We start from the raw sequence: 20,737 nt of genomic DNA on the forward strand, positions 1-20,737 counted from the left end.
ATCACGATCGACTCCACCGAAACGGTGGAGCCAGGAATCGTCCTCCACGGTGCGATGTGGCCCCGGGGCGATGAGGTGTCGACTCAAAGGAGAACAATCATGGCAGCACGACGCAGGGCACATGCGCTCAGCAGAAGGGTCTTCCTGGGCAGCGGCGTCGGCGCCGCTGCCGCACTGACGGCGGCCCCGGGTCTCGCCGCGCCGGATGGACGTGATGAGGAGGGGGCCGTCGAGGGCGCTCCGACCATCGTCGACCACGGCACGGTCCCCCTGACAGCGACCACGGTCGCCGGAGCCGCTACCGGCACCATGCCGGACGGCTCTCCCAGATTGTGGGCGGTGGTCAGCGGAAGCCCTGCGTATCTCGCAGAGATCGATCCCCTCGCCGGAACGCTCGAAGGCACCTACCCGTTACCCGGCGCCTCGGGTGCGTGGGGTGTCGCCGTCGCCGAGGACGGCACGGTCTGGACATCCAGCTACATGGACGGCTCTCTCTACTATCTGGTGCCCGGCGCGACCGAGGTCCGCAGTGATGGCCGGCCAACGCCGGACACCAGCTTCCTCTGGCAGGTGGACACCGACGCCGACGGGATCGCGTACTCCGGAACCTTCCAAGGATGGGCCGACTCACCTCTGCCGCCGGGGCACCTCGTCAGCTACGACAGAAGCACCGAGGAATGGCGGGATCTCGGAACGTTCGGGGAGGGCCTCAACTATGTACGCAGCACGGCAGTCATCGGGCAGACCGTCTACGCAGGGACGGGCTCGATCGCGGCGCTCTTCGCCGTCGACATCGCCACCGGCAAGGCGAGTCAGGTTCCTCTTCCCGACGGTCACGACGACTGCACTTTCGTGTATGAACTGGCGGCCTCAGGTACCGACCTTTATACGAAGATCGAGTGCGACGGAAGTTATGTCGGTTTCGTGTACGACACGACGACGGGCCAGTGGTCCGACGAGATCGGCCCGTTGAACAGCCAGTCGGTGGGCCTGACGGGTGATGGCGTCACGTACTTCACCCTCGACGGAGAGCTCGCCTTCAGGACCGCCGACGGAGAACTCGTGAGCACCGGGAAGGCCTTCGGTACGAAGGGCGTAGGCGTGACCTCCGATGAGAGCGGTGCGGAATGGGTCGTCGCGATCTCGAACCGCGGGCTGGTCCATCGCTATGACATCGCAGCAGGGGTCGCAGAGACGGTCCAGGTGGGGCTCGATGGTGGATCGGTCACGCCACGATCCACCGCAATGGGGCCGGATGGCCGCGTCCACGTAGGTGGGTACCTGTCCGGAGGCCTCGCAACGTTCGATCCGGCATCAGGGGAATGGAGCTCCAAATCCGGCTTGGGCCAGGCCGAAGGCATGGTCACACATGGTGAAACGCTCTATGCGGGAGTCTATCCGGGGGCCCGCCTGTACGAGATCGATACCAGCGCCCCCTGGGGCGAGGAGGAGGACAACCCGCGCCAGGTGATGGAACTCGGGGAGTCGACCCATCAGGATCGCCCCTTCGGCATGGCGTCGGCCGGCGACCTCGTCGCCGTCGGGACCGTCGCCGGCTACGGCGTGCTGAAGGGGTCATTGGCCCTGTACGACCCCGCCACGGAGACCTGGGATGAGTACCACGACCTGATCACCGACCAGAGCATCGTGGCACTGGACGCGCACGACGGCGTGGTGTTCGGAGGGACCAGCGTCTTCGGCGGGAATGGGATCGAGCCCTCCCAGGACTCTGCCGTCGTGTTCGCGTTCGACCTCGAGTCGAGGCAGCTGCTCTGGACTACGCCGGTCAACGGACTGGCGGTCACCGCAATCACCGTCGCCAAGGACGAAGTGTGGGCCGCGACCGTCGGCGAGCTTCTCGCCTTGGATCCGGCGGGTGGCGAACTCGTCCATGAGCATGAGGTCGAACCCGTCGACTGGGGCAGTTTCCCCAACGGACTCTGGAGTTCAGCGGACCTTCACCACAGTGAGGCGGATGGGCTCATCTACGGCAGCGTCAGCGACCACATCGTGCGCATCGATCCGACGACCCGGGAGGTCGACGAGCTGCCGGACGCGAGCGGCGACATGCTGGTGCTGGCCGAGGACAGCACGATCTACTGGGTCAATGGCGGGTCGCTGTTCTCGGCCGTATGGTCGGGCCCGGGTGACCCGTCCCCGGACCCGATCACCGAGCTGGAGAAGCTCCAGAAGCTGCTCGGGGAGTACGTGGGAACCGGTGACGTCGCCGGATCCCTCGCGACGAGGCTGACCAACTCGTTGATTCAGGCGCACAGGCATCTGAACGGTGGCCGACGCAAGACCGCGCTCATCCCGATCGAAAGGTTCGTTCGACAACTGGAGGCGTCGAGCGGTTCGGACACGCTCAGTGAGGAAGCGAAGGAGGAGCTGCGGCCGCCGGCGGTCGCGCTTCTCGCGCTTCTCGGCTGATTTCTCCGATACCGGCGAGTGCCCTGTGGGCGTGCCGCGGGAGCATTCGCCGTGTCTCGGGGATAAACATTCTGAAGAGTCCTGCCTACGCGTGAGTCAGAATTCCGTCTCCATCCAGGAGGTGATCCCGCGCTCAGCGGAGCGAGGTGTTCTCCCCGAATCAATCGGGCAGAAGACTGATTTTACAGATCACGTTTCGGCCACCATCCCCGCTCGGTCAGCGAACCCTTTTGAACTGCGCGCGGATCTGCTGGCCGAGATGTCCCAGCTGACCTGCGTATCGACGATCTGCTCGGGCGTTGTCGCCTCCGCCCCGCCGTACGTTCGGTGACCTGTCGACGCTTGACTCCTCTCGGGACCCCCCTTACCCTTGAGGAGAAAGCCATTTCTAACGGATGGCCGGTTCTCAATGACGAGGAGATTCATCATGAAGCGCAGAACCTTCACGGGAGTGGCTGCCGCCGCATTCGGAGCCTCAGTGCTCGCCGCCTGCGGCGGCTCGGGAGGCGGCGGGAGTGACGACGAGCCCGTCGGCACCGTCACGATGTGGATGTTCCCGGTTTTCCCCGACAGCGACGAGGAGGTCGAGTTCTGGGGCCGGGTCAAGGAGGCTTTCGAAGCGGAATATCCGGACGCGGTTCTGGACCTGCAGATCCAACCCTGGGCGAATCGTTCCGAATCACTGTCGTCCGCGGTGGCCGCCGGTACCCAGCCGGATGTCGTGTATCTCAATCCCGACTACGTCGCTCAGTATGGCGCGATGGGAGCGCTCGAGCCGGTCGATGAGCGACTCGACAGTGTAGTGCTCGGCGCTCTGCGGCAGAGTGCTGTCGACGGCTCGTCCTATGACGGGATTCTGTACGGACTGCCGATCCTCCAGGGCGTCAGCGGAAACATCTGGAACATGAAGATCCTCGACGAACTCGGTATCGAGGCACCCCCGACCACCTGGGACGAGCTGATGGACGTCGCGCCGGACATCAAGGGCGCGGGCCACTTCGTCACCCAGTACTCGGGGCACCTCGAGGAGACCATGCTCCACTCCTTCTACCCGTACCTGTGGCAGGCCGGAGGGGAGGTCCTCAACGAGGATCAGTCCGCTGCGGCCTTCAACAGTGCGGAGGGTGTGACCGCGCTGGAGCGGATCAAGGCTCTCGTCGCGGAGGAGTACGTTCCGCGTGAGCCGCTGACCAGCCGTGTGACGATCGAGCAGAGCGAGTTCGCTGCGGGGAACATGGCATTCATGACAGTCGCTGCCAGCGTGGCGGTCACTGCCCAACCGGAAGAGGACCTCGTGGTCGGTCCTCCGCTGGACGGGGGCGGCGGTGCCATCGGCACCGGCACGGTGGGCACCTTCTGCCCGATGGCGAACTCGGATTCACCGGGTGCGGTGACGGCATTCCTGAACTTCTTCGCCCAGAGCGAGTTCCTCGAGGAGTTCTTGCGTACCGGGTACTTTTACTCGGCCACCGACGAGATCGACTCGCTGTACGAGCCGGACTCCCTGCTCGGTCAGGAGGAGGCGCTGCTGGACATGATTACCCCGGGGCCCCTTCATCCGGCGGCCCGAGAGTTCTATGGAGCGCTCGCTCCGAATATCCAGGATGTGCTGCTGAACGATGCTGACCCGCAATCTGCGCTGGAGGCGTCTGCCACCGAGGTGGACGCGATCATTGCGCGGAACGGCTGAGGGATCTTGTTGGTCACCCGAGCGCAGACAGACACGCCGGCACGTCCCTGGTGGCGCCTGTCGCCGGCCGCTCTGGCATGGATGTTCATCCTGCCGTACATGGCCTTCTTCGCCATCTTCCGTGGCGGCCCGTACCTGGCCGGAATACTCCTGAGCTTCACCCGATACACGCCGGTGGGGTTCCAGGAGGTTGTCGGTTTCGACAACTACACACGGCTGCTGTCCGATCCGGTCTTCTACAACGCGCTGTGGGTCACGATCCTCTTCACAGCAATCGTCCTTCCGTTGACGCTGATCGCCTCGTTGCTGACGGCAGTGCTCTGCGTGCGGATGATCCGAGGCATCAAGATTTTCCGCACTCTGTTCTTCCTCCCCACGGTCACGAGCCTGGTGATCGCGGGGGTCGTGTGGACCTGGATCTATCAGCCCTCGGGCCCGATCAATTCACTTGCCGAGGCTGTCGGACTGGAATCTATCCCGTTCCTCGAATCGTCTATCTCCGTGCTTCCGGCCCTGGCGGTTGTCATGATGTGGACCCGCTTCGGATACGAGATGCTTATTCTGATGGCGGCGATGAATGAGATCCCCGAGGAGCTCTATGAAGCATCACGAATTGACGGCGCAGGAGCCGTGAGGCAGTTCTTCTCGATCACCCTTCCGACGATCCGTCCGACGCTGTTCTTCGTCGTTCTCATCGAGACAGCCTTCTCGTTCCAGATCTTCGACATCATTTTCACCATGACGGGTGGTGGCCCGGTCCGAGCGAGCTACTCCCTCGTGTACATGATCTACGACCAGGCGTTTACCGCCTTCGACTTCGGGTATGCGAGCGCTGCGGGAGTGGCGCTGCTTGCACTGTGCCTGGTCATTGCTCTGGTCCAGCGCAAATACCTGGGGAAGGAGGACTGATATGAGTTCGCTGCCTGGAAAGACCTCCCGGTGGGCATCCCTGAAATCCCGGAGGGCCGCACCGGACCGGGGCTCGGTCCCAAAGTACTTCATGCTCATTCTCATCAGCATCTTCACTGCATTCCCGTTCTACGTGATGCTTGTCCTGGCGTTTCGCTCGCCCGGACCGGTTCCGTTCCCAGGAGCGTTGATCCCTGCGGAGCTGAGCCTGGAGAGCATTCGTTCTGCGCTCAGCAACGAAAGCATCTTCTCGTGGGCATTCAATACCACGGTCTACGCTCTGGTCTCGGTCGTGGGCGTCCTCCTCCTTGCCTCCATGGCGGGGTATGCCTTCGCGAAAATGAAATTCCGGGGAAAGGAGGTCGCATTTTGGATCGTACTGGTAACACTTTTGATCCCATATCACATCGCCCTGATTCCCCAGTTCATATTGGTCTCCAATATGGGGCTTGCGGATACCTTGGCAGGCCTCATCCTGCCAGGCCTGGCGAACACGCAGGCGCTGTTCTTGATGAGACAATTCATCAGAGGAATCCCCGACGAACTGTTGGAAGCGGCACGAATTGATGGTGCCAGCGAGCTGCGGGTGTATTTATCGATAATCCTGCCGCTGACGAAGCCGATTCTGGCGACACTTGCCGTGTTCGTTTTCTTGTGGAATTGGAATGATTTCCTGTGGCCGCTCGTGATCTCCAGCAGCGACGCCTCCAGGACGTTGACGGTGGGCCTGGCCAGCATGCGCGTGGAGAACGTGGCCATGTCCGAAGTGATGGCGGGAGCGCTGCTGACGCTGTTGCCCGCCCTGCTGGTGTTCCTGGTCATGCAGCGGTACTTCATCCGGGGCGTGGCGGCCACCGGCGTCAAGGGTTGAAAGCGGAGCTGGGCGTGCTTTCTGTGGCCGGCACCATGAAGAAAGGGCAGACATGAACGAACGCCGATTCGCGGCACGCAACGATGCCTACGCGAGGGAGCTGGAGAGCTATTTCCGCTCCTTCCTGGTAGACGACTACGCCTCACGGGCTCTATCCGTCTGGGACCGTGACTACTCCGACGCGGCAGCCTACGCGCGCAGCGTCGCTCCACAGCGGGAGGCCTGGCACCAATTACTCTCACCACCCGAGCTCGAGCCCATCGGGGCGGCCCGGATCGGCGGTGAGTGGCTCGAGGGAGCCGATTCCTGGTGGATCGAGCTTCCGCTCGCGGGAGGACTGACTGCTCAAGCGGGGCTCGCCGTTCCCGACGGCGGTGCCGAGAAGCTGGTCGTCTTCCAGCACGGGCTCGGTTCTGCCCCCGAACGTGCATTCGGCGTGGGAGATCCCGACGGGGTGTACGACGTCGTCGGTCGTCGACTGCTCGCTGCCGGATATGCCGTCCTGGCACCGATGAACCTCACCCAGATCGCGCCGAGGAACCGGGCGCAACGACTCGCGCGGCTGGCAGGCACTACCGTGGAGGGCCTGGAGCTTGCTCGACTGCTCCTCCTACTGGACGTCGTGTCCGCGCGATTCGACCTGGATTCGAACGCAGTGGGGTTCTGGGGATCGAGCTGGGGCGGGCTCGCCGTGCAGATGTGGACTCCGCTCTCGGAGCGCTTCACTGTGGCAGTGTCCAGCGGGTTCTTCAATGACCGTGCCGCGAAGATGGTCGTCCAGGACACTCGCTACGTCACCTTCGAGGACACGTCCGAGGACCACGCGTTCCTTCCCGGACACCTCACTGCCTTCGGCGATGCAGATCTCGCTTCGCTCATCTGTCCGCGGCCCTTCCTGGTCCAGATCGGCAAGCGCGATTCCATTGCGTGGTGGCCGCAGGTCGTCGAGGAGTACGAAAGAGCTCGAACCCACTGGAAACAGCTCGGTCTGGACTCGTACATCGACTTGGACCTGCATTCCGAGGGCCACGTCGTTCGGGCTGAGCCGGGCGTGGAGTGGCTGCGCCGCTGGCTGTGACTGCGCGTGCGGTGGCATCGCGTTCGATAGGGGCGGTCGCTACGGATCGATCCCGCTCGGGGTCGAGCGGCGCCTGGGGCCAGCCGGTGGGAGACGACGCGTGGAGGCCGCAGACGGGACACGAGGGCGATCTGGTGACTCTGTTTGCGTCGCTCCATGCTGGCCGGTGCGCTCGGGATCGATGCGCGCGGTCTGGACTCCGCAGCGGTGAAGATCTGCATCACCGCGGTGATCGCGCTGGGCGGGGGGGGTGTCCCTATGTTCCTCGTCAAGAGGAGAGGGGCATCTTTGGCGAGATCGTAGTTCTGGGGTGTGGCCGTGCTGGAGCGGCTGGCAGGGTCAGGCTACTGCCAGCTACTGGGGCGCGTGCGAGGGGTCAGGCGGTGGTCGGGATGGGCGTCTCCTGGGTGGTCGGGGCGGAGTAGAACGCGCCGTCGCGGAGCATCGCGAACAGCACGTCGCAGCGGCGTCGGGCGAGGGCGATGAGGGCTTGGTTGTGCTTCTTCTTCTCGGCCCGTTTGCGGTCATAGTAGGCGCGGGAGTCCGGGTATTTCAGCGCCGCGAACGCGGAGAGGAACAGGGCTCGTTTCAGAACTTTGTTGCCCTTCCTCGAGGGGTGGTCCCCGCGGATCGAGGTGCCGGAGCGCCAGGTCACGGGAGTGAGCCCGGCGTATGAAGCGAGGTGGCCCGCGGTCTCGAAATGCTTGCCGGTCACCTCGGTGATGATCCGGGCAGCAGTCCTGACGCCGACCGCCGGCATGGACGTCAGGAGGTCGTGAAGAGGGTGGTCGGCCACCAGCTTCTCGACCTGCTCGAAGATCTCTTCCCGGGCAGCACGCAGTTGGGCGAGTTGGGTGCCCAGCTGGCGCAGAACGAGGCCGGCCGCGTCGGTGCCGGCGACCGTGACGGTCTGCTGGTCCAGCGCCTCGAAAATGTCTGCGGCCCAGGCGTTCCCGCCCCGGGGAGCGTACTTGCGCATGAACGTCGCAACGCGCTGCTGACCTGCCTTTCTCAGCGCATCCGGGCCCGGGTACTTCTCCAGCAGGGCAGGCATGACGGGGTGACCCAGGTGCTTGCCGATGACGCGCTCCAGTGCCGGGTGGATCTGGGTGAGCAGCCCCCGGATCCGGTTCGAGGTGGCCGTGACCTGCTTGGCCAGGTCGTCATCGAAACCGCAGAGCAGGCTCAACTGCGCGGCCTGCTCGTCAGCCAGCACGATAGAGCGCAGGGTGTGGGGCAGGGTGCGGGCTGCCTCGGCGATGATCGCCGCGTCGCGGGCATCGGTCTTGGCTTCGCCGGGGTGGAGGTCGGCGATGCGTCGCATCGCCAGACCGGGGAGATAGCCGACCATGACGCCCATGTCCCGGGCGACTGCCAAGGGCAGTGCACCGATGGTCGCGGGCTGATCCACAACAACGAGAATCCGGCCGTGGCCAGAGACTTTGCTGATCAGCCTCGGGCTTTCATCGTTGAGGTGTCCGAGGGGTGGGTCGGGATGGGTGAAGGTGCTCCTGAGCTGGAAGAATAGGGCTTGTCTAGAGTCCAGTTCATCGCAGGCCAAGGAGCACCTTCAGGGTGAATACTACCGGGTTGTATCCACGTCCTCGTGTTGATGTCGCGCCGGTGTCCGCGGTCGGTCAGGCCGGAGGTGTGTTGCTGACCGAGACTGTCCGTGCGACCGGCCTGGCTGCCGAGCTCTCGAGGGCGATGGCGCCGTGGCGGAAGCAGTTCTCGCGTCATGACCCGGGGAAGATCCTCACCGATCTCGCGCTCACGCTCGCGGTCGGTGGAGACTGCCTGGCCGACGTCGCGACGCTCCGAGCGGAGCCAGATGCGTATGGGCCCGTGGCCTCAGATCCGACAATCTCCAGGCTGCTCACGACCCTGGCCGGTGACGTCGACAAGGTCGAACAGGCCATCAGCGGCGCCCGCCGCAGAGCCCGTAACAACGCTTGGGCCCTGGCCGGTGAACATGCCACTGGCGCTGGCGCGACGGCGAAGAACCCCCTGGTCATAGACCTGGACGCATCGCTGGTGACGTCTCACAGCGAGAAGGAATTCGCGCGGCCAACGTTCAAGAAGGGCTTCGGATTTCATCCGTTGCTCGCGTTCGTCGACCACGGCACCGGTGGGTCCGGGGAGATGCTGGCCTGCCTCCTGCGTCCCGGGAATGCTGGCTCGAACACCGCAGCGGACCACAAGAGCGTGATCGCTGATGCACTGGCGCAGGTGGGGATGGGATCCTGGCCGGGGCGGAAGGTGCTGGTCCGGATCGACGGGGCCGGCGGGACGAAGAAGACGCTGCAGGAGCTGGTGAAGCGGCGCGTCTCGTACTCGGTCGGGTTCACCCTGCCCGCGAACACGCCGGAGCTGTTCGGCCTGATCCCCAAGCACGTGTGGGAGTCCGCCTATAACTCTGATGGCGAGGTGCGGGAGGGAGCGGACGTCGCGGAGCTGACCAGGCTGCTCAAACTTGATGAGGACTGGCCGGCCGGGATGCGAGTGATCGTCCGTCGCGAGCGCCCTCATCCCGGTGCTCAGCTACGGTTCGATGACGTCGATGGATACCGGCTCACGGCGTTCGCGACCAACGCGACGCAGGGTCAGCTGGCGGACCTCGAGGTCCGGCATCGTCGTCGTGCTCGCTGTGAGGACCGGATTCGGGTCGCGAAGGATATGGGCCTGCGGAACCTGCCCCTGACGTCCTTCGCGCAGAACCGGATCTGGTGCCAGATCGTGGCTCTGGCCAGCGAGATCACTGCCTGGATGGGGCTGCTCGGCTACGCCGACCAGCCCGCCAGGACGTGGGAACCCAAGCGTTTGCGCCACCGCCTGTTCCAGATCCCCGCGAGCATCGCGCGTCATGCTCGACAGCTCGTCTTGCACCTTTCGGACCGGTCGATCTGGGCCCGGATCGTCCAGGCCGGCCACGCCCGCCTCGCTCAGCTGCCCGCCCCCGCTGGGTAGGCCCAGCGCCCCCGTCACTGACCGACCTCCCCAAGGACCTCTGGCACTGGACGCCCGACCACCGCGACCGACACGCGGCGGACCGTCACACCCCGATGCCAGAATCAGCTACGGACATCGGCCACGACGCCCGACACTGCCGCTCAGCAGCACCGTGAAAGATCGAGGTCAGGGCGCGGAGTTTCGACTCGTCCTGGGGCAGGGGTTTATCCAGCAACTTCTTGCCAGTGCGGTCGATTGCGACGGCGTGATGGTCGGTCTTGCCGACGTCGATGCCAATGAACACATCGACCGTGTCGTGTTCGGGAAACATGAGCTCCTCCAGGGCGGGTTCGGACAGAAAGGACTGGCTTGTCCTGCGGCCTCAGAGCTCGGCATCCACGTTACGCTCGGCCTACCGTCGCATCGCTACGCGGCTTGGCCTGGTCCCTATCAGCGATCCTCTGACGCCTATCGAGGCCCGGTGACAACACCCCCCGGATCATCTACGACTGGGGGCAAGAATCATGCCGGGCCCGACAGGCCAGCCACCCCGATCCCGTGGAACCGGGGCTACGAAGAAGGTAACGGGGTGCGATCGTCTTCGGTGGGATTCCCGTCCAGCTGATCCTCACCGCGCAGGCCATCACCATCTTCGTGGTGCCGCTGATCGGCATCGCCCTGGTGGTGCTCGCCTGCAGCCGGGAGCGGGGAACGCTCCGGATCGGCGTGCCACAACTCGTCCTCGCCGTGCTCGGCATCGGCTTCCTGCTGGCGCTGGCGCAGCAGTACGCGATGACGCTGCTGGCGCGGTAGGAGACATCCCCAGGGAATGATCGGCTGCCCGGGATCGCGCCGTGTTCTGGCGGCGCTCAGCTCAGTCGGTCCCGCAGCCACGAGGCGAGGCTGGCCATCACGTGTCGGGGCAGCGGATGCCCGCCGTCGTGGAGCAGGAGGTCGAGTCCCTCCGCCTCGGGCCAGCGCCGTCGGGCCGCCCGGAAGAGGTCGAGGTTGTGCAGGCCGTCGCCGTCGCCGCCACCCGCGAGCAGGAAGGGTCGCGGGGCGACCAGCCCCAGCAGCTCGTCCTGGTCGCGGTCGGCGGGGAGATCGCCGTCGAGGTACCAGGGATCCGCCCAGTTGGAGTGGGCGAAGCCCAGCCCGGGCTCATGTGCGACGCCGGCCTCGATCCGGGGATCCAGGGCGGCCAGGTGCAGGGAGAGCTTGCCGCCGAGCGAATGGCCGAAGGAGGCCAGCCGCGCGGCGGGCGCGAGGCCGGACTCCTGCAGGGCGGTGAGCGCGAGCATCAGGTCGGCGATGCTGCGCCCGAGGCCCGGCATCGGCTGCTCGCGGCGATGGCGCGCAGCGGCCGGGCCGTAGCGCTCCGCGAGTCCCCGGGCGCCGGCCAGCGCCGGATCCTCGGCTGCGACCTGTTCGAACCACCACGGGACCGCGAGCACCGCATGGCCGGCCTCTGCCAGTTGCAGGCCGTGGGCGTTCAAGGTCGGATCCCTGCCGCTCAGCGCGGTGCGCGGCGAGGCTTCCGCGAACAGGGGCGCGGTGTCGTAGAACGGCACCACGACCACGACGCCCGTCGAGGCCGCCGCCGTCGGCCGTAGGAACTCGCAGGTCAGTTCGGTGCCGAAGCTCATGATCCGCAGCTGGTGGATCTCCCCGCGCACCCCGGGGTGCGCAGGAATCCGGGTCACGCCGGGGCGCCAACTGCCCAGGGGGTCGGGGGTGGCGCCCAGGCGGTCCCGCCACCAGTGGCGGGTCTCCTCGGCGAACGGCATCGTCTGCTCAGACCTCCGCAGGCAGGGCGGCCGGGCGGACCGGCGCTCCGGTGCGCCCGGACTCGTAGACCGCCTCGATGAAGGCGACCGCGGCGCGGGCCTCGGCCGAGGAGACCAGGGGGGCGGTGCCGGTCTGCACGGCGCCGACGAAGTCTTTGAGCCCTTCGAGCAGGATGTCCCGCGGAGTGAATTCAGGCAGCTCGAGGCCGTCGCGCGAGTGCAGGTGCACCACGCGTTCGTTCTCGGTGACGATCGAGCCGGCGTCCCCCATCAGGTTCATGCGGATGGGCAGGTCGCCGTAGGCCGCGGTGGTGGCCTGGAAGGTCAGCTGCGCGCCGCTCTTCAGCCGGGCGGTGACGGTGACGGTGTCCTCCACCTCGATCCGCTCGTGGGCCAGCAGGCCGGTGTGCGCGTACAGCTCTTCGACCTCGCCCAGCAGCCACAGCGTGAGATCCACCAGGTGCACGCCCTGGTTCATCAGTGCGCCGCCGCCGTCGAGCTTCCAGGTGCCGCGCCAGGCGCCGGAGTCGTAGTACTCCTGGCTGCGCCACAGCGGCACCTCGATCGTCGCGGAGGTGATGCGACCCAGCGTGCCCTCCTCGATGATCTGCTTGAGGAACTGGTTCTCGGCGGCGAAGCGGCGCTGGCTGGCGATGGTCAGCACCCGCCCGGAGCGCTGCTCGGCGGTCCGGATGCGGTCCGCCGCCGCGACGGTGACCTCGATCGGCTTCTCCAGGAACACATGCTTACCGGCGTCGAGCGCCTGGACGGTGACGTCCGCGTGCAGGCCCGAGGGCACGGCGATGATGACCGCGTCGATGTCCTCGCGGGCCAGCAGCGCGGTGACGTCCGCGGCGGCCTCGACCCCGTGCTCGGCGGCGATCCTCTGCGCGGCCTCCGGGTTCTGATCGGCGACGGCGATCAATGTGGCCGGCGCCTGGTCGGAGGTGAACCGCTTGGCGTGGCCCTGGCCGATGATGCCGACGCCGATGATGCCGAAGCGCAGGTCATTCTTCGTGGCGGTGGCGGGGGAGTCGTTCATCAGGAGATCCTCTCGAGGGAAGCGATGATCGCGGAGAGCACCGCGACGGGGGTCAGCAGAGCCTGCGGGGAGCGCGGGGAGGCGCCGGCCTCGATCGCTCCCAGGAACTCCGTGAGCACGGGGGCGTTGTAGTCCCCGCCCAGGGTCAGCTCGTGCGAGATCACGGCGTTCTCGTAGACCGCCGTCGCGTGGAAGGGCACGCGGGTGCCCTCGCCCGGGGTGACGAAGGTCAGGGTGACCTGTGCGTCCGCGATCTGTAGCGAGGCCACCACGGTGTCGCCGCGGCGCACCGTGGAGACCTCGAGCGCTCCGGGCTCGACGGTCGGGTTCCCCAGGATCTCCAGGGCGGTCTCGACATGGTGGATGCCGTAGAAGAACAGCCCGGAGTATTCGCTATCCGGATCGGCGGCGCCGGCCACGTGCAGGTGGCGCAGGGCGCCGGTCTCCGGCGCCGAGGCGAAGAGCGGGATCTCCGGCACGAAGCGCAGCGCCGAGCAGGACAGCAGTACGGCGCCACTGCGCTCGGCGAGGGCGAGCAGCTCCTGGGCGTCCTCGACGGAGGCCGCCAAGGGCTTGTCCACCAGCACCGCCTTCCCCGCCTCGAGCAGCGGGCGGGCGTGCTCGAGATGCTTCGCGCCGTCCCGGGTGGAGACGATCGCGGCGTCGACCTGGTCGCCCAGCTCGGTGGGTTCCTCGACGATCTGCTCGATCCCGCCGAGCTCGGCGAGCTCCTGGTTCCGCTCCGAGCGACCGCCGACGAGGGCGACGGCACGCGTCCCCGGATGGCGGTCCTCGACGTTGAGGAACCGGGTGAAGTGGGTGATGTGCGAGTTCTCGGTGCCGATGAGGCCGATGCGCAGCACGGCTGCTCCCCTCGTGGTCCGCCCGCAGGCGGACGTTCAGCGCTCGGAGCCTTCTGCCCCGTCAGCGCGGTAGATGGACAGTCCCCAGCATGATCTGCAATCGCTTGCAGGTCAAGTGAATCCCTGAATTCCCTCCCATTCCATCACCGGTATCCGCCCAGGTGCAATCGCTTGCTCCGATCGCGAGCGGGGCCTATTCTCGACAGGGCCGGGACAATGGCGCCAGCTGCAGGCGCCGCGCCCGCGCAGACTCGAAGGAGATCTCATGGTCGAGAAGACACCCCCGATCGGAGTGGGCCTGCTGGGGCTCGGCACCATCGGCAGCTCGCACGCCCAGGCGCTCACCCGGCTCCAGGACCGGGCAACGCTCGTGAGCTACAGCGGAGGAGACGCACAGAAGGCAGCCGACGCCGGCTGGCCGCACGTCGCGCAGCTCCCGCCCGAGGAGCTGCTGCGCGACGAGTCCGTCGACGTGATCGCGATCTGCACCCCTAGCGGCGCCCACGCCGAGAGCGCTCTCGCCGCGCTCGAAGCGGGCAAGCACGTGGTGGTCGAGAAGCCGCTCGCCCTCACTGCGGCCGACGCCGACCGGATCGTCACCCTCGCCGCGGAGAAGGGCCTCAGCATCCACGTCATCTCCCAGCGCCGCCTCGAGCCCGAGGTGCAGGCCGTGAGGGCCGCGCTCGAGGACGGTCGGCTCGGAGCGGTGCGGCTCGCCACCACCCATGTCCACTGGTGGCGGGACGAGAGCTACTACGCCGCCGCCGCATGGCGCGGCGATGCGGCCGGTGGTGGCGGCTCCCTCATGAACCAGGGTGCCCACAACGTCGATCTGCTGCGCTGGCTCGTCGGGCCCGTGGACTCCGTCACCGCGCAGTCCGCGACCCTCGCCCATCAGCCCGGCGCCGAGGACACGACCGTCGCGACGGTCCGCTTCACCAGCGGCGCCCTGGGGCTGATCAGCACCTCGACGGCGACCCCGCCCGGAACCCCGGCCACCCTCACCCTGCACTGCGAGCGCGGAGTGGTCGAGATCGGCCAGGGCGAGCTGCGACGCTGGGACGTCGCGGGCGTCCCCGCACCGACGATCGGCGCGGCAGGGGAAAACGCAGGGGAGGGCATCGGCGTCGGCGCCTCGGATCCCGCTGCCATCGGCATCGCCGGGCACGTCCAGCAGTGGACCGACATCCTCGAGGCGCTGCGCGAGGGACGCGACTCCTCGATCTCCGGTCGGGACGGCGCGGAGACCGTGCGCCTGCTCGACGCGCTCACCACGGCGGCCGCCACCGGCCGCACGGTCACCATGAAGGAGTTGCGATGAAGGTCGCCATCCTGGGCGCAGCCCACCAGCACGTCGACTATGCGCTGGCAGAGGTCCAGCACCGCGAGGAGCTCGAGCTGGTGGCCGCGTCGGAGCCCGATGTCGCCCTGCGTGAACGCTTCCTCGGCGGGGTCGAGGTTCCCCTCTACGACACCGCGCAGGAGCTGCTCGCCGCCCACGACGTCGACGTCGCCCTGGTGGCCGGGATCTACAGCGAACGCGCACGGGCGAGCATCGCCGCGCTGAACGCCGGCGCGCATGTGCTGGCCGACAAGCCGCTGTGCACGACCCTCGACCAGCTCGACAAGATCAGGACCGTGGCAGATCGGGCTCAGCGGCACGTCTCGATAGTGTTCGAGAAGCGCTTCTATCCCGCCACCCTCGCGCTGCGTCGACTGCTCGCCGACGGGGTGCTGGGCAGGATCGCGATGATCGCGAGCACCGGCCCGCACAAGCTCGGCCAGTCCGCTCGTCCGGCCTGGTTCATGGACCCGGCCACCTACGGCGGGATCGCCGGGGACCTTCCCATCCACGACATCGATCTGGTCCTGGACCTGGTCGCCGGGCAGTCCGGCCTGGCGGCGCTCCACGGCAGCGTGAGCGCCTTCGTCGGCAATGCCCGGCCGCAGGACCATCCCGGCTTCGACGACCACGTCAGCCTCTTGATGCGCGTCGGGGAAGTCCCCGCCACCATCGAGGCGAACTGGCTGGCGCCTGAAGCGGCAGAGGTCCACGGCCACTACCGGATGAGGATCACCGGAGGGAAGGGGACCGCTGAGCTGGACTGGGCGTACCACCGCCTCACGGTCACCACCCACGACCGTCCCACCTGGGAGGAGCCATTGGGGCCGGCGCCCCGCCCAGCCCAGTACTTCTTCGACGCGCTCCTGGCCGGCCGCGAGCCCGAGGTCACCACCGCAGCGAGCCTGCAGGCCACCGAGGTCGCACTCAAGGCGCAGCGGAGCGCGGAGGCCGGGGGAGCGCCGCTGGGCTTCTGACCCCCTCACCGCTCGACACCGGCCGTTGGTGGGCCAGGGCCGCCGCACCGGATCCGGTGCGGCACAATGAGGTTCCAGACCACGCAGGGTGAGAACAGAGACACCGTGTCCGGGGGCCGCGGCATCGCCGGAACCGATCCCGTCGCTGCGCGGTGACCGGTATTCAGGAGGTGGGCGATGCGCAGAGCCACGATCTACTCGATCGCGGAGAGTCTGGGGGTCTCGCCCTCGACGGTCTCGCGTGCCTTCTCCCGCCCGGAGATGGTCAAGCAGTCCGTGCGCGAGCAGATCCTCGAGACAGCGCGCGAGCTCGGGTACACCCCCAACCGCGCCGCACGAGGGCTGGCGACCGGCCGCACCGGCGTGATCGGCATGTTGGTGCCCGACGTCGAGAACCCCTTCTTCCCGCCGCTGATCCGCGCGGTCCAGGATGCCGCGCGCGAGCAGGACGCAGAGCTGCTGCTGATCGACTCCGAGCTCAGCGCGAGCGCGGAGCAGGATCTCGTCGCCCGGATCCGTCCGCAGGTCGACGGGCTGATCATCGCTTCCGCCCGTCTTCCCTCGAAGCAGCTGCATGACGTGCTCCGGGGTGTCCCCGCCGTGATCGTCAACCGTGCGGTGCGCTCGCTGCCGGCGGTGGTGTGCGACAACACCGAAGCACTGCAGGGCCTGGCCCAGCATCTCCGCGAGCACGGCCATTCCCGCTTCGCGCTGCTGCGCGGGCCCAGTGCGTCCTGGGCTGCGACCAGCCGTGCCCGGGCCGTGCGCTCCTGGGCCGAGAGCTCCGGGGTTGAGCTCGTGGAGCTGGGCCCCTTCGAGGCGCAGTTCGAGGACGGCCGCGCCGCGGCGCAGCAGATCATCGATGTCGACGCCACCGCCGTCTTCGCCTTCGACGACCTGATGGCCGCCGGAGTGATCGCGGGCCTCAGCGAGCGGGGGGAGCGGGTCCCCGCCGACCGCAGCATCGTCGGCTGTGACGACGTGCTGCTCGCCCGCACCATGACCCCGGGGCTGACCACCGTCGCCGCTCCGTTCACCGAGCTCGGCCGCGCCTCCGTCGAGGTGCTGGGAGAGGCCATCGCCGGCGGCCCGGCACGCACGGTGACCCTGCCCGGCACCCCAGTGATGCGCGGGACGATCGGCCCGCCCCGATAGGCTCTCAGCATGCAGGGGGACGGACACACAGGCACCAGTTCCGCCACCATGGCGGATCTCGGCGGTGAGAGCACGCGCACGGTCTACCGGGACCTGCTGCGGTTCGGCCCCCGCTCGCGCAGCGAGCTGTCCCAGAGGCTCGGCCTCTCGGCCCCCACCGTCACCCGCGTGAGCCGAGATCTGCTCGAGCGCGACCTCCTGCATCCGCTCGGCATCGTGCAGCAGGCCAAGGGACGTCCCCATGAGCCGCTCGACGTCGAGGAGAACCGCGGACCCCGATTCATCGGGGTCAAGGTCACGGCCGACGAGGTCCACGCCGTGGTCACCACGGTGCGCGCCAACGTCCTCGAGGAGCTGACGCTCTCCCTGGAGGACACCGCGCCCGCGACGATCCAGGAGACGATCCTGATCGCCGTCGAGGCGATGATCGCGGCGCATCCCCATGTGGTCGGGATCGGAGTGGGTCTCGGAGGACTGGTCACCGAGCGCCGCACCGTGGTCTCCGCGCATCTGCTGGGCTGGCGCGAGCCCGTCGAGCTCGCCGCTGCCCTAGAGGCCCAGATCCAGCTTCCCGTGGTCGTCGAGAACGACCTGATTGCCATGGTCAACGGCCTGCACTGGTTCGGGATGGGGCGTTCCTACGATTCCTTCGCCGTGCTCACCGTCGGCGCCGGGGTGGGGATCGCGACGGTGGTCGATGGCCGGATCGTGCGCGGACGCCACCACATGGCGGGGCTGACCGGCCTGGTTCCCGTCGGCGTCGGCCCAGGCGGCGACATGATCGCGATCCGCGAGGTCGCCAGCACGCAGGCCGTGGTCCGTCGCGCCCACGACCAGGGCGTGCTTCCCGCGGGAGGGGACATCGAGGACCTGCGCGGACTGCTCGCGACGGGGCACGACGGCGCGCTCTCGGTCGCGACGGAGATGGCGCACGCGCTCGCGGTCACGGCCGTCGGCCTGGTCGCGGTGGTGGATCCCGAAGCGATCGTGCTCGGCGGGGAGAACGTGGACGTGCTGCGGGCCGCCGCACCCACCTTCGAGGAGATCCTGCGGCGGGGTCTCGCCAGCTCACAGCAGGAACTGGCGATCCGCACCCTCAGCGGCGACTTCGACGAATGGGCTCGCGGGGTCGCCGTCATCGCCGTGCAGGAGTTCGTCGGGGTCGAGCCCTGAGGCACGACCCCGACGATGCTCCGCCGGCTGCTCTGTCATTCACACAGGACGCCACTCGAGCAGGGCGCCACTCGAGCAGGGCGTCACTCGAACAGGGCGTCACTCGAACAGGGCATTGACCCGTTCGTTGAACGAGGCGAAGTCCGCGCCGTCGATCTTCCTCATCCAGCACTGGTCGAAGGCCGTCTGCATGAGCGGCATGATCGAGGCCGAGTTCTCCACCAGCGGGTACAGACCGGTCTCACCGTTGGCCACGCGATCGGTGAACGGGGTGACGTCGAGCCCCTTGGCGGCGTAGCTCTCGATCGCAGCTTCGGTGCCGGCATCCGTCGCCGGGAAGAACGGTGCGCGCTCGCCGATGATCCGCTGCGCCTCGTCGGAGGCGAGGAACGCGATCAGGCGCGCCGCCTCCTCCTTCTTCTCCGACTGCGAGGAGATCGAGTCCCCGAGGCCGTTGAACATCGACATCGGGGTGCCGACCGGACCCGTCGGCAGCGGAGCGATCCCCAGCTCCATGCCCTCCATGTTCGCGAAGGTGGAGATCATCCAGGAGCCCGCGAGTGCGATCCCCGCCTTCCCGGACTGCAGCTGGGTCTGGCCGGGGCTGGAGTCGCCGAACATGCCGAAGGGTGGGAAGAACCCCTTGTCGACCAGGCCGAAGTACCAGTCCATGGTGGCGGCGAAGCGCTCGTCGTCGTAGTTGAAGCGCGTTCCCCAAGTGTTCGCATCGGTGAACGTCCAACCTGTCGAGAGCGCGAACGGCGACCAGCTGGTCTGACCCGTGTAGTCGGTCCCGGCGTCCGCGGCCATGCCGTAGCGCACCACGTTCTTCGGGTCGAAGCCCTCCTCATCGCCGCGCACACCGTTCGCATCCAGCGAGAGCCGGGCGATCAACTCTTCGAAGCTGCCGCCGTCCTCGGGGTTCCAGTCCAGCGTCTCGAGGTCCTCGGGGGTGAACCCCTCCTCGGCGAGCAGGTTCTTGTCATACATGATCGCGATCGTGTCGTAGTCCTTGGGGATCCCGTAGCGGGTGCCCTCCTGATCGCTCCACAGCTCCTGCAGACCATCCTGGAAATGGTCTGCGGTGACGTCCTCGAGGGCGGCGAGCCCGTCCAGCGGCGCGATCACCCCGAGGCTCACGAACTCGGGGAAGCGTGCGAGGTGATCGGTGAAGGCATCGGGGCCCGCCTCTGCGACGAAGCTGGCCGTCAGCTTCGTCCAGTAGTCACCCCATCCCAGCTGCGTGACGCGCACGAAGATGTCGGGGTTCAGCTCCATGAAGCGATTGATCGCTGCGGAGTACGCGGGCAGCTGGTTCGCGTCCCACAGCCAGTAGTCGATCTCGGTGGCACCTGCCGGGGCAGAGGCCGCACCGCAGGCGGAGAGGGCACCGGCGCTGACGGCGCCCGCCGCGAGTGCGGCAGAGCCCTGGAGCAGGCGGCGCCGGGACAGAGCCGTGGGGGAGGGGAGTGTGCGCTTGTGGGTATGCATGGGTGACCTCACTTGATCCCGCTGAAGCCGATGGAGTTGACGATCTTCTTCGCGAACAGCGCGAAGAGGATCAGCATGGGAGCGGCGGCGACCAGCGTCGCCGCCATCAGGCCCGACCAATCGGGGCCGGTGCCGGGCGACTGGGCTCGGAAGACGCCGAGCGCGACGGTGAGCACCCGGGACTGATCGGTGTAGGACACCATCAGCGACCAGAAGTACTCGTTCCACGCGCCCATGTAGGTGAGCAGGGCCAGAGTGGCCAGCGGTGCGCTGGACATCGGCAGGATGAGGGTGAAGAACACCCGCGACTTGCTCGCCCCGTCGATCAGGGCGGCCTCCTCGACCTCCCTCGAGATGTTGTTGAAGAACTGCCGCAGGAAGAAGATCGCGAAGCTCGAGATGAACAGCGTCGGCAGCATGATCCCTGCCAGGGTGTCCACCAGGCCCAGGTTCTTGATGAGGATGAAGTTGGGCAGCAGGGTGAAGATCTGCGGGATCATCAGCGAGCCCAGGAAGATCAGGAACACCGTCTCCCGGCCGCGCCAGCGCAGGCGCGAGAAGGCATAGGCGGCCATCGCGCAGGAGAAGGTCTGCACGACGGTGATCACCGTGGCGACGATGACGGAGTTCAGCAGATAGCGCCAGAAGTTGATCGACGCGCCGCTGCCTCCCTGGGAGATCGCGGTCTCGACATCCTGCAGGCCGAAGACACGCTCGAAGCCGCCGAGGTTCAGGCCCACCGGCAGCAGGCTGCCCGGATCCGTGGCCAGGGCATTGTTGCTGGACAGCGCGGTGCGCAGCATCCAGTAGAAGGGGAACAGGGTGATCAGCAGGAAGATCACCATCACGGCCCAGGCCGCGATCTTCCCCCAGGGGATGGGCTTCTTCGGCCGATGGATCGAGCGACCCGTGGGGTCGGTGGAGTTCGTGCTGCCGGCGGTGCCGGGGCTGCCCGTGACGGGCTGCGATGTGATGGTCAT

At 67.3% G+C, this 20,737-nt stretch carries 16 protein-coding genes and 2 pseudogenes; 11 read left to right on the forward strand and 7 right to left on the reverse strand.

The window, feature by feature from the left end:
• Positions 1 to 99: 99 nt before the first annotated feature.
• From ACT3SQ_RS04330 to ACT3SQ_RS04350, 5 genes are all read left to right on the forward strand, one after another.
• Positions 100 to 2,430, forward strand: coding sequence for an FIMAH domain-containing protein (locus ACT3SQ_RS04330; RefSeq protein WP_444599087.1), 2,331 nt, complete (start codon positions 100 to 102; stop codon positions 2,428 to 2,430).
• Between the two features lie 427 nt (positions 2,431 to 2,857).
• Positions 2,858 to 4,120 (forward strand): ABC transporter substrate-binding protein, encoded by a 1,263-nt coding sequence (locus ACT3SQ_RS04335; RefSeq protein ID WP_444599086.1) that lies wholly within the window; start codon positions 2,858 to 2,860, stop codon positions 4,118 to 4,120.
• Between the two features lie 99 nt (positions 4,121 to 4,219).
• Positions 4,220 to 5,029 carry a carbohydrate ABC transporter permease gene (locus ACT3SQ_RS04340; protein WP_444599085.1) on the forward strand — a complete coding sequence of 270 codons (810 nt, stop codon included), beginning with the start codon at positions 4,220 to 4,222 and terminating at the stop codon, positions 5,027 to 5,029.
• Between the two features lies 1 nt (position 5,030).
• Entirely contained in the window at positions 5,031 to 5,900 is an 870-nt protein-coding gene (locus ACT3SQ_RS04345; protein ID WP_444599084.1) for a carbohydrate ABC transporter permease, read from the forward strand.
• Between the two features lie 52 nt (positions 5,901 to 5,952).
• Positions 5,953 to 6,978: a hypothetical protein gene (locus ACT3SQ_RS04350; RefSeq protein WP_444599083.1), complete on the forward strand. Its 1,026-nt coding sequence runs from the start codon at positions 5,953 to 5,955 to the stop codon at positions 6,976 to 6,978.
• Between the two features lie 376 nt (positions 6,979 to 7,354).
• On the opposite strand, the pseudogene ACT3SQ_RS04355 reads toward ACT3SQ_RS04350, so the two are convergent.
• Positions 7,355 to 8,449, reverse strand: a pseudogene (locus ACT3SQ_RS04355) (IS110 family transposase); the annotation flags it as partial.
• Between the two features lie 104 nt (positions 8,450 to 8,553).
• Between ACT3SQ_RS04355 and ACT3SQ_RS04360 the strand changes: the two are divergent.
• Positions 8,554 to 9,945 carry an IS1380 family transposase gene (locus ACT3SQ_RS04360; protein WP_444600862.1) on the forward strand — a complete coding sequence of 464 codons (1,392 nt, stop codon included), beginning with the start codon at positions 8,554 to 8,556 and terminating at the stop codon, positions 9,943 to 9,945.
• A gap of 169 nt (positions 9,946 to 10,114) precedes the next feature.
• On the opposite strand, the pseudogene ACT3SQ_RS04365 reads toward ACT3SQ_RS04360, so the two are convergent.
• Positions 10,115 to 10,258: pseudogene (locus tag ACT3SQ_RS04365) on the reverse strand (IS110 family transposase); the annotation flags it as partial.
• 326 nt (positions 10,259 to 10,584) lie between these two features.
• On the opposite strand from ACT3SQ_RS04365, the gene ACT3SQ_RS04370 reads away from it, so the two are divergent.
• Positions 10,585 to 10,740, forward strand: a complete 156-nt coding sequence (locus ACT3SQ_RS04370) for a hypothetical protein (RefSeq protein WP_444599081.1) — start codon at positions 10,585 to 10,587, stop codon at positions 10,738 to 10,740.
• 56 nt (positions 10,741 to 10,796) lie between these two features.
• On the opposite strand, the gene ACT3SQ_RS04375 is transcribed toward ACT3SQ_RS04370, so the two are convergent.
• The 3 genes from ACT3SQ_RS04375 to ACT3SQ_RS04385 are packed head-to-tail and all read right to left on the reverse strand — an operon-like array spanning position 10,797 to position 13,619.
• On the reverse strand, positions 10,797 to 11,714 hold the full coding sequence (locus ACT3SQ_RS04375) for a dienelactone hydrolase family protein (RefSeq protein ID WP_444599080.1): 918 nt from the start codon (positions 11,712 to 11,714) through the stop codon (positions 10,797 to 10,799).
• Positions 11,715 to 11,721: 7 nt separating this feature from the next.
• Complete coding sequence (locus ACT3SQ_RS04380; RefSeq protein WP_444599079.1) at positions 11,722 to 12,756, reverse strand: Gfo/Idh/MocA family protein; 1,035 nt, start codon at positions 12,754 to 12,756, stop codon at positions 11,722 to 11,724.
• Positions 12,756 to 13,619 (reverse strand): Gfo/Idh/MocA family protein, encoded by an 864-nt coding sequence (locus ACT3SQ_RS04385; protein WP_444599078.1) that lies wholly within the window; start codon positions 13,617 to 13,619, stop codon positions 12,756 to 12,758. The genes ACT3SQ_RS04380 and ACT3SQ_RS04385 overlap by 1 nt, the downstream gene beginning before the upstream one ends.
• Before the next feature lie 265 nt (positions 13,620 to 13,884).
• Here ACT3SQ_RS04385 and ACT3SQ_RS04390 point away from each other — a divergent pair, with 265 nt between their 5' ends.
• The 4 genes from ACT3SQ_RS04390 (at position 13,885) to ACT3SQ_RS04405 (ending at position 18,266) form a co-directional block, all read left to right on the forward strand.
• Positions 13,885 to 14,940, forward strand: coding sequence for a Gfo/Idh/MocA family protein (locus ACT3SQ_RS04390; protein WP_444599077.1), 1,056 nt, complete (start codon positions 13,885 to 13,887; stop codon positions 14,938 to 14,940).
• Positions 14,937 to 15,938: a Gfo/Idh/MocA family protein gene (locus ACT3SQ_RS04395; RefSeq protein ID WP_444600863.1), complete on the forward strand. Its 1,002-nt coding sequence runs from the start codon at positions 14,937 to 14,939 to the stop codon at positions 15,936 to 15,938. The genes ACT3SQ_RS04390 and ACT3SQ_RS04395 overlap by 4 nt, the downstream gene beginning before the upstream one ends.
• A gap of 177 nt (positions 15,939 to 16,115) precedes the next feature.
• Entirely contained in the window at positions 16,116 to 17,093 is a 978-nt protein-coding gene (locus ACT3SQ_RS04400; protein ID WP_441443841.1) for a LacI family DNA-binding transcriptional regulator, read from the forward strand.
• A gap of 9 nt (positions 17,094 to 17,102) precedes the next feature.
• Positions 17,103 to 18,266 carry an ROK family protein gene (locus tag ACT3SQ_RS04405; protein ID WP_444501787.1) on the forward strand — a complete coding sequence of 388 codons (1,164 nt, stop codon included), beginning with the start codon at positions 17,103 to 17,105 and terminating at the stop codon, positions 18,264 to 18,266.
• A gap of 99 nt (positions 18,267 to 18,365) precedes the next feature.
• Here ACT3SQ_RS04405 and ACT3SQ_RS04410 read toward each other — a convergent pair whose 3' ends face one another.
• Both ACT3SQ_RS04410 and ACT3SQ_RS04415 read right to left on the reverse strand, forming a co-directional pair.
• On the reverse strand, positions 18,366 to 19,757 hold the full coding sequence (locus ACT3SQ_RS04410) for an ABC transporter substrate-binding protein (RefSeq protein WP_441443839.1): 1,392 nt from the start codon (positions 19,755 to 19,757) through the stop codon (positions 18,366 to 18,368).
• An 8-nt stretch (positions 19,758 to 19,765) separates the two neighbouring features.
• Complete coding sequence (locus tag ACT3SQ_RS04415) at positions 19,766 to 20,737, reverse strand: carbohydrate ABC transporter permease (RefSeq protein ID WP_442332526.1); 972 nt, start codon at positions 20,735 to 20,737, stop codon at positions 19,766 to 19,768.

Origin of the sequence: Brachybacterium sp. AOP42-C2-15 (assembly GCF_052377065.1) — a bacterium.
Taxonomy (GTDB): domain Bacteria; phylum Actinomycetota; class Actinomycetes; order Actinomycetales; family Dermabacteraceae; genus Brachybacterium.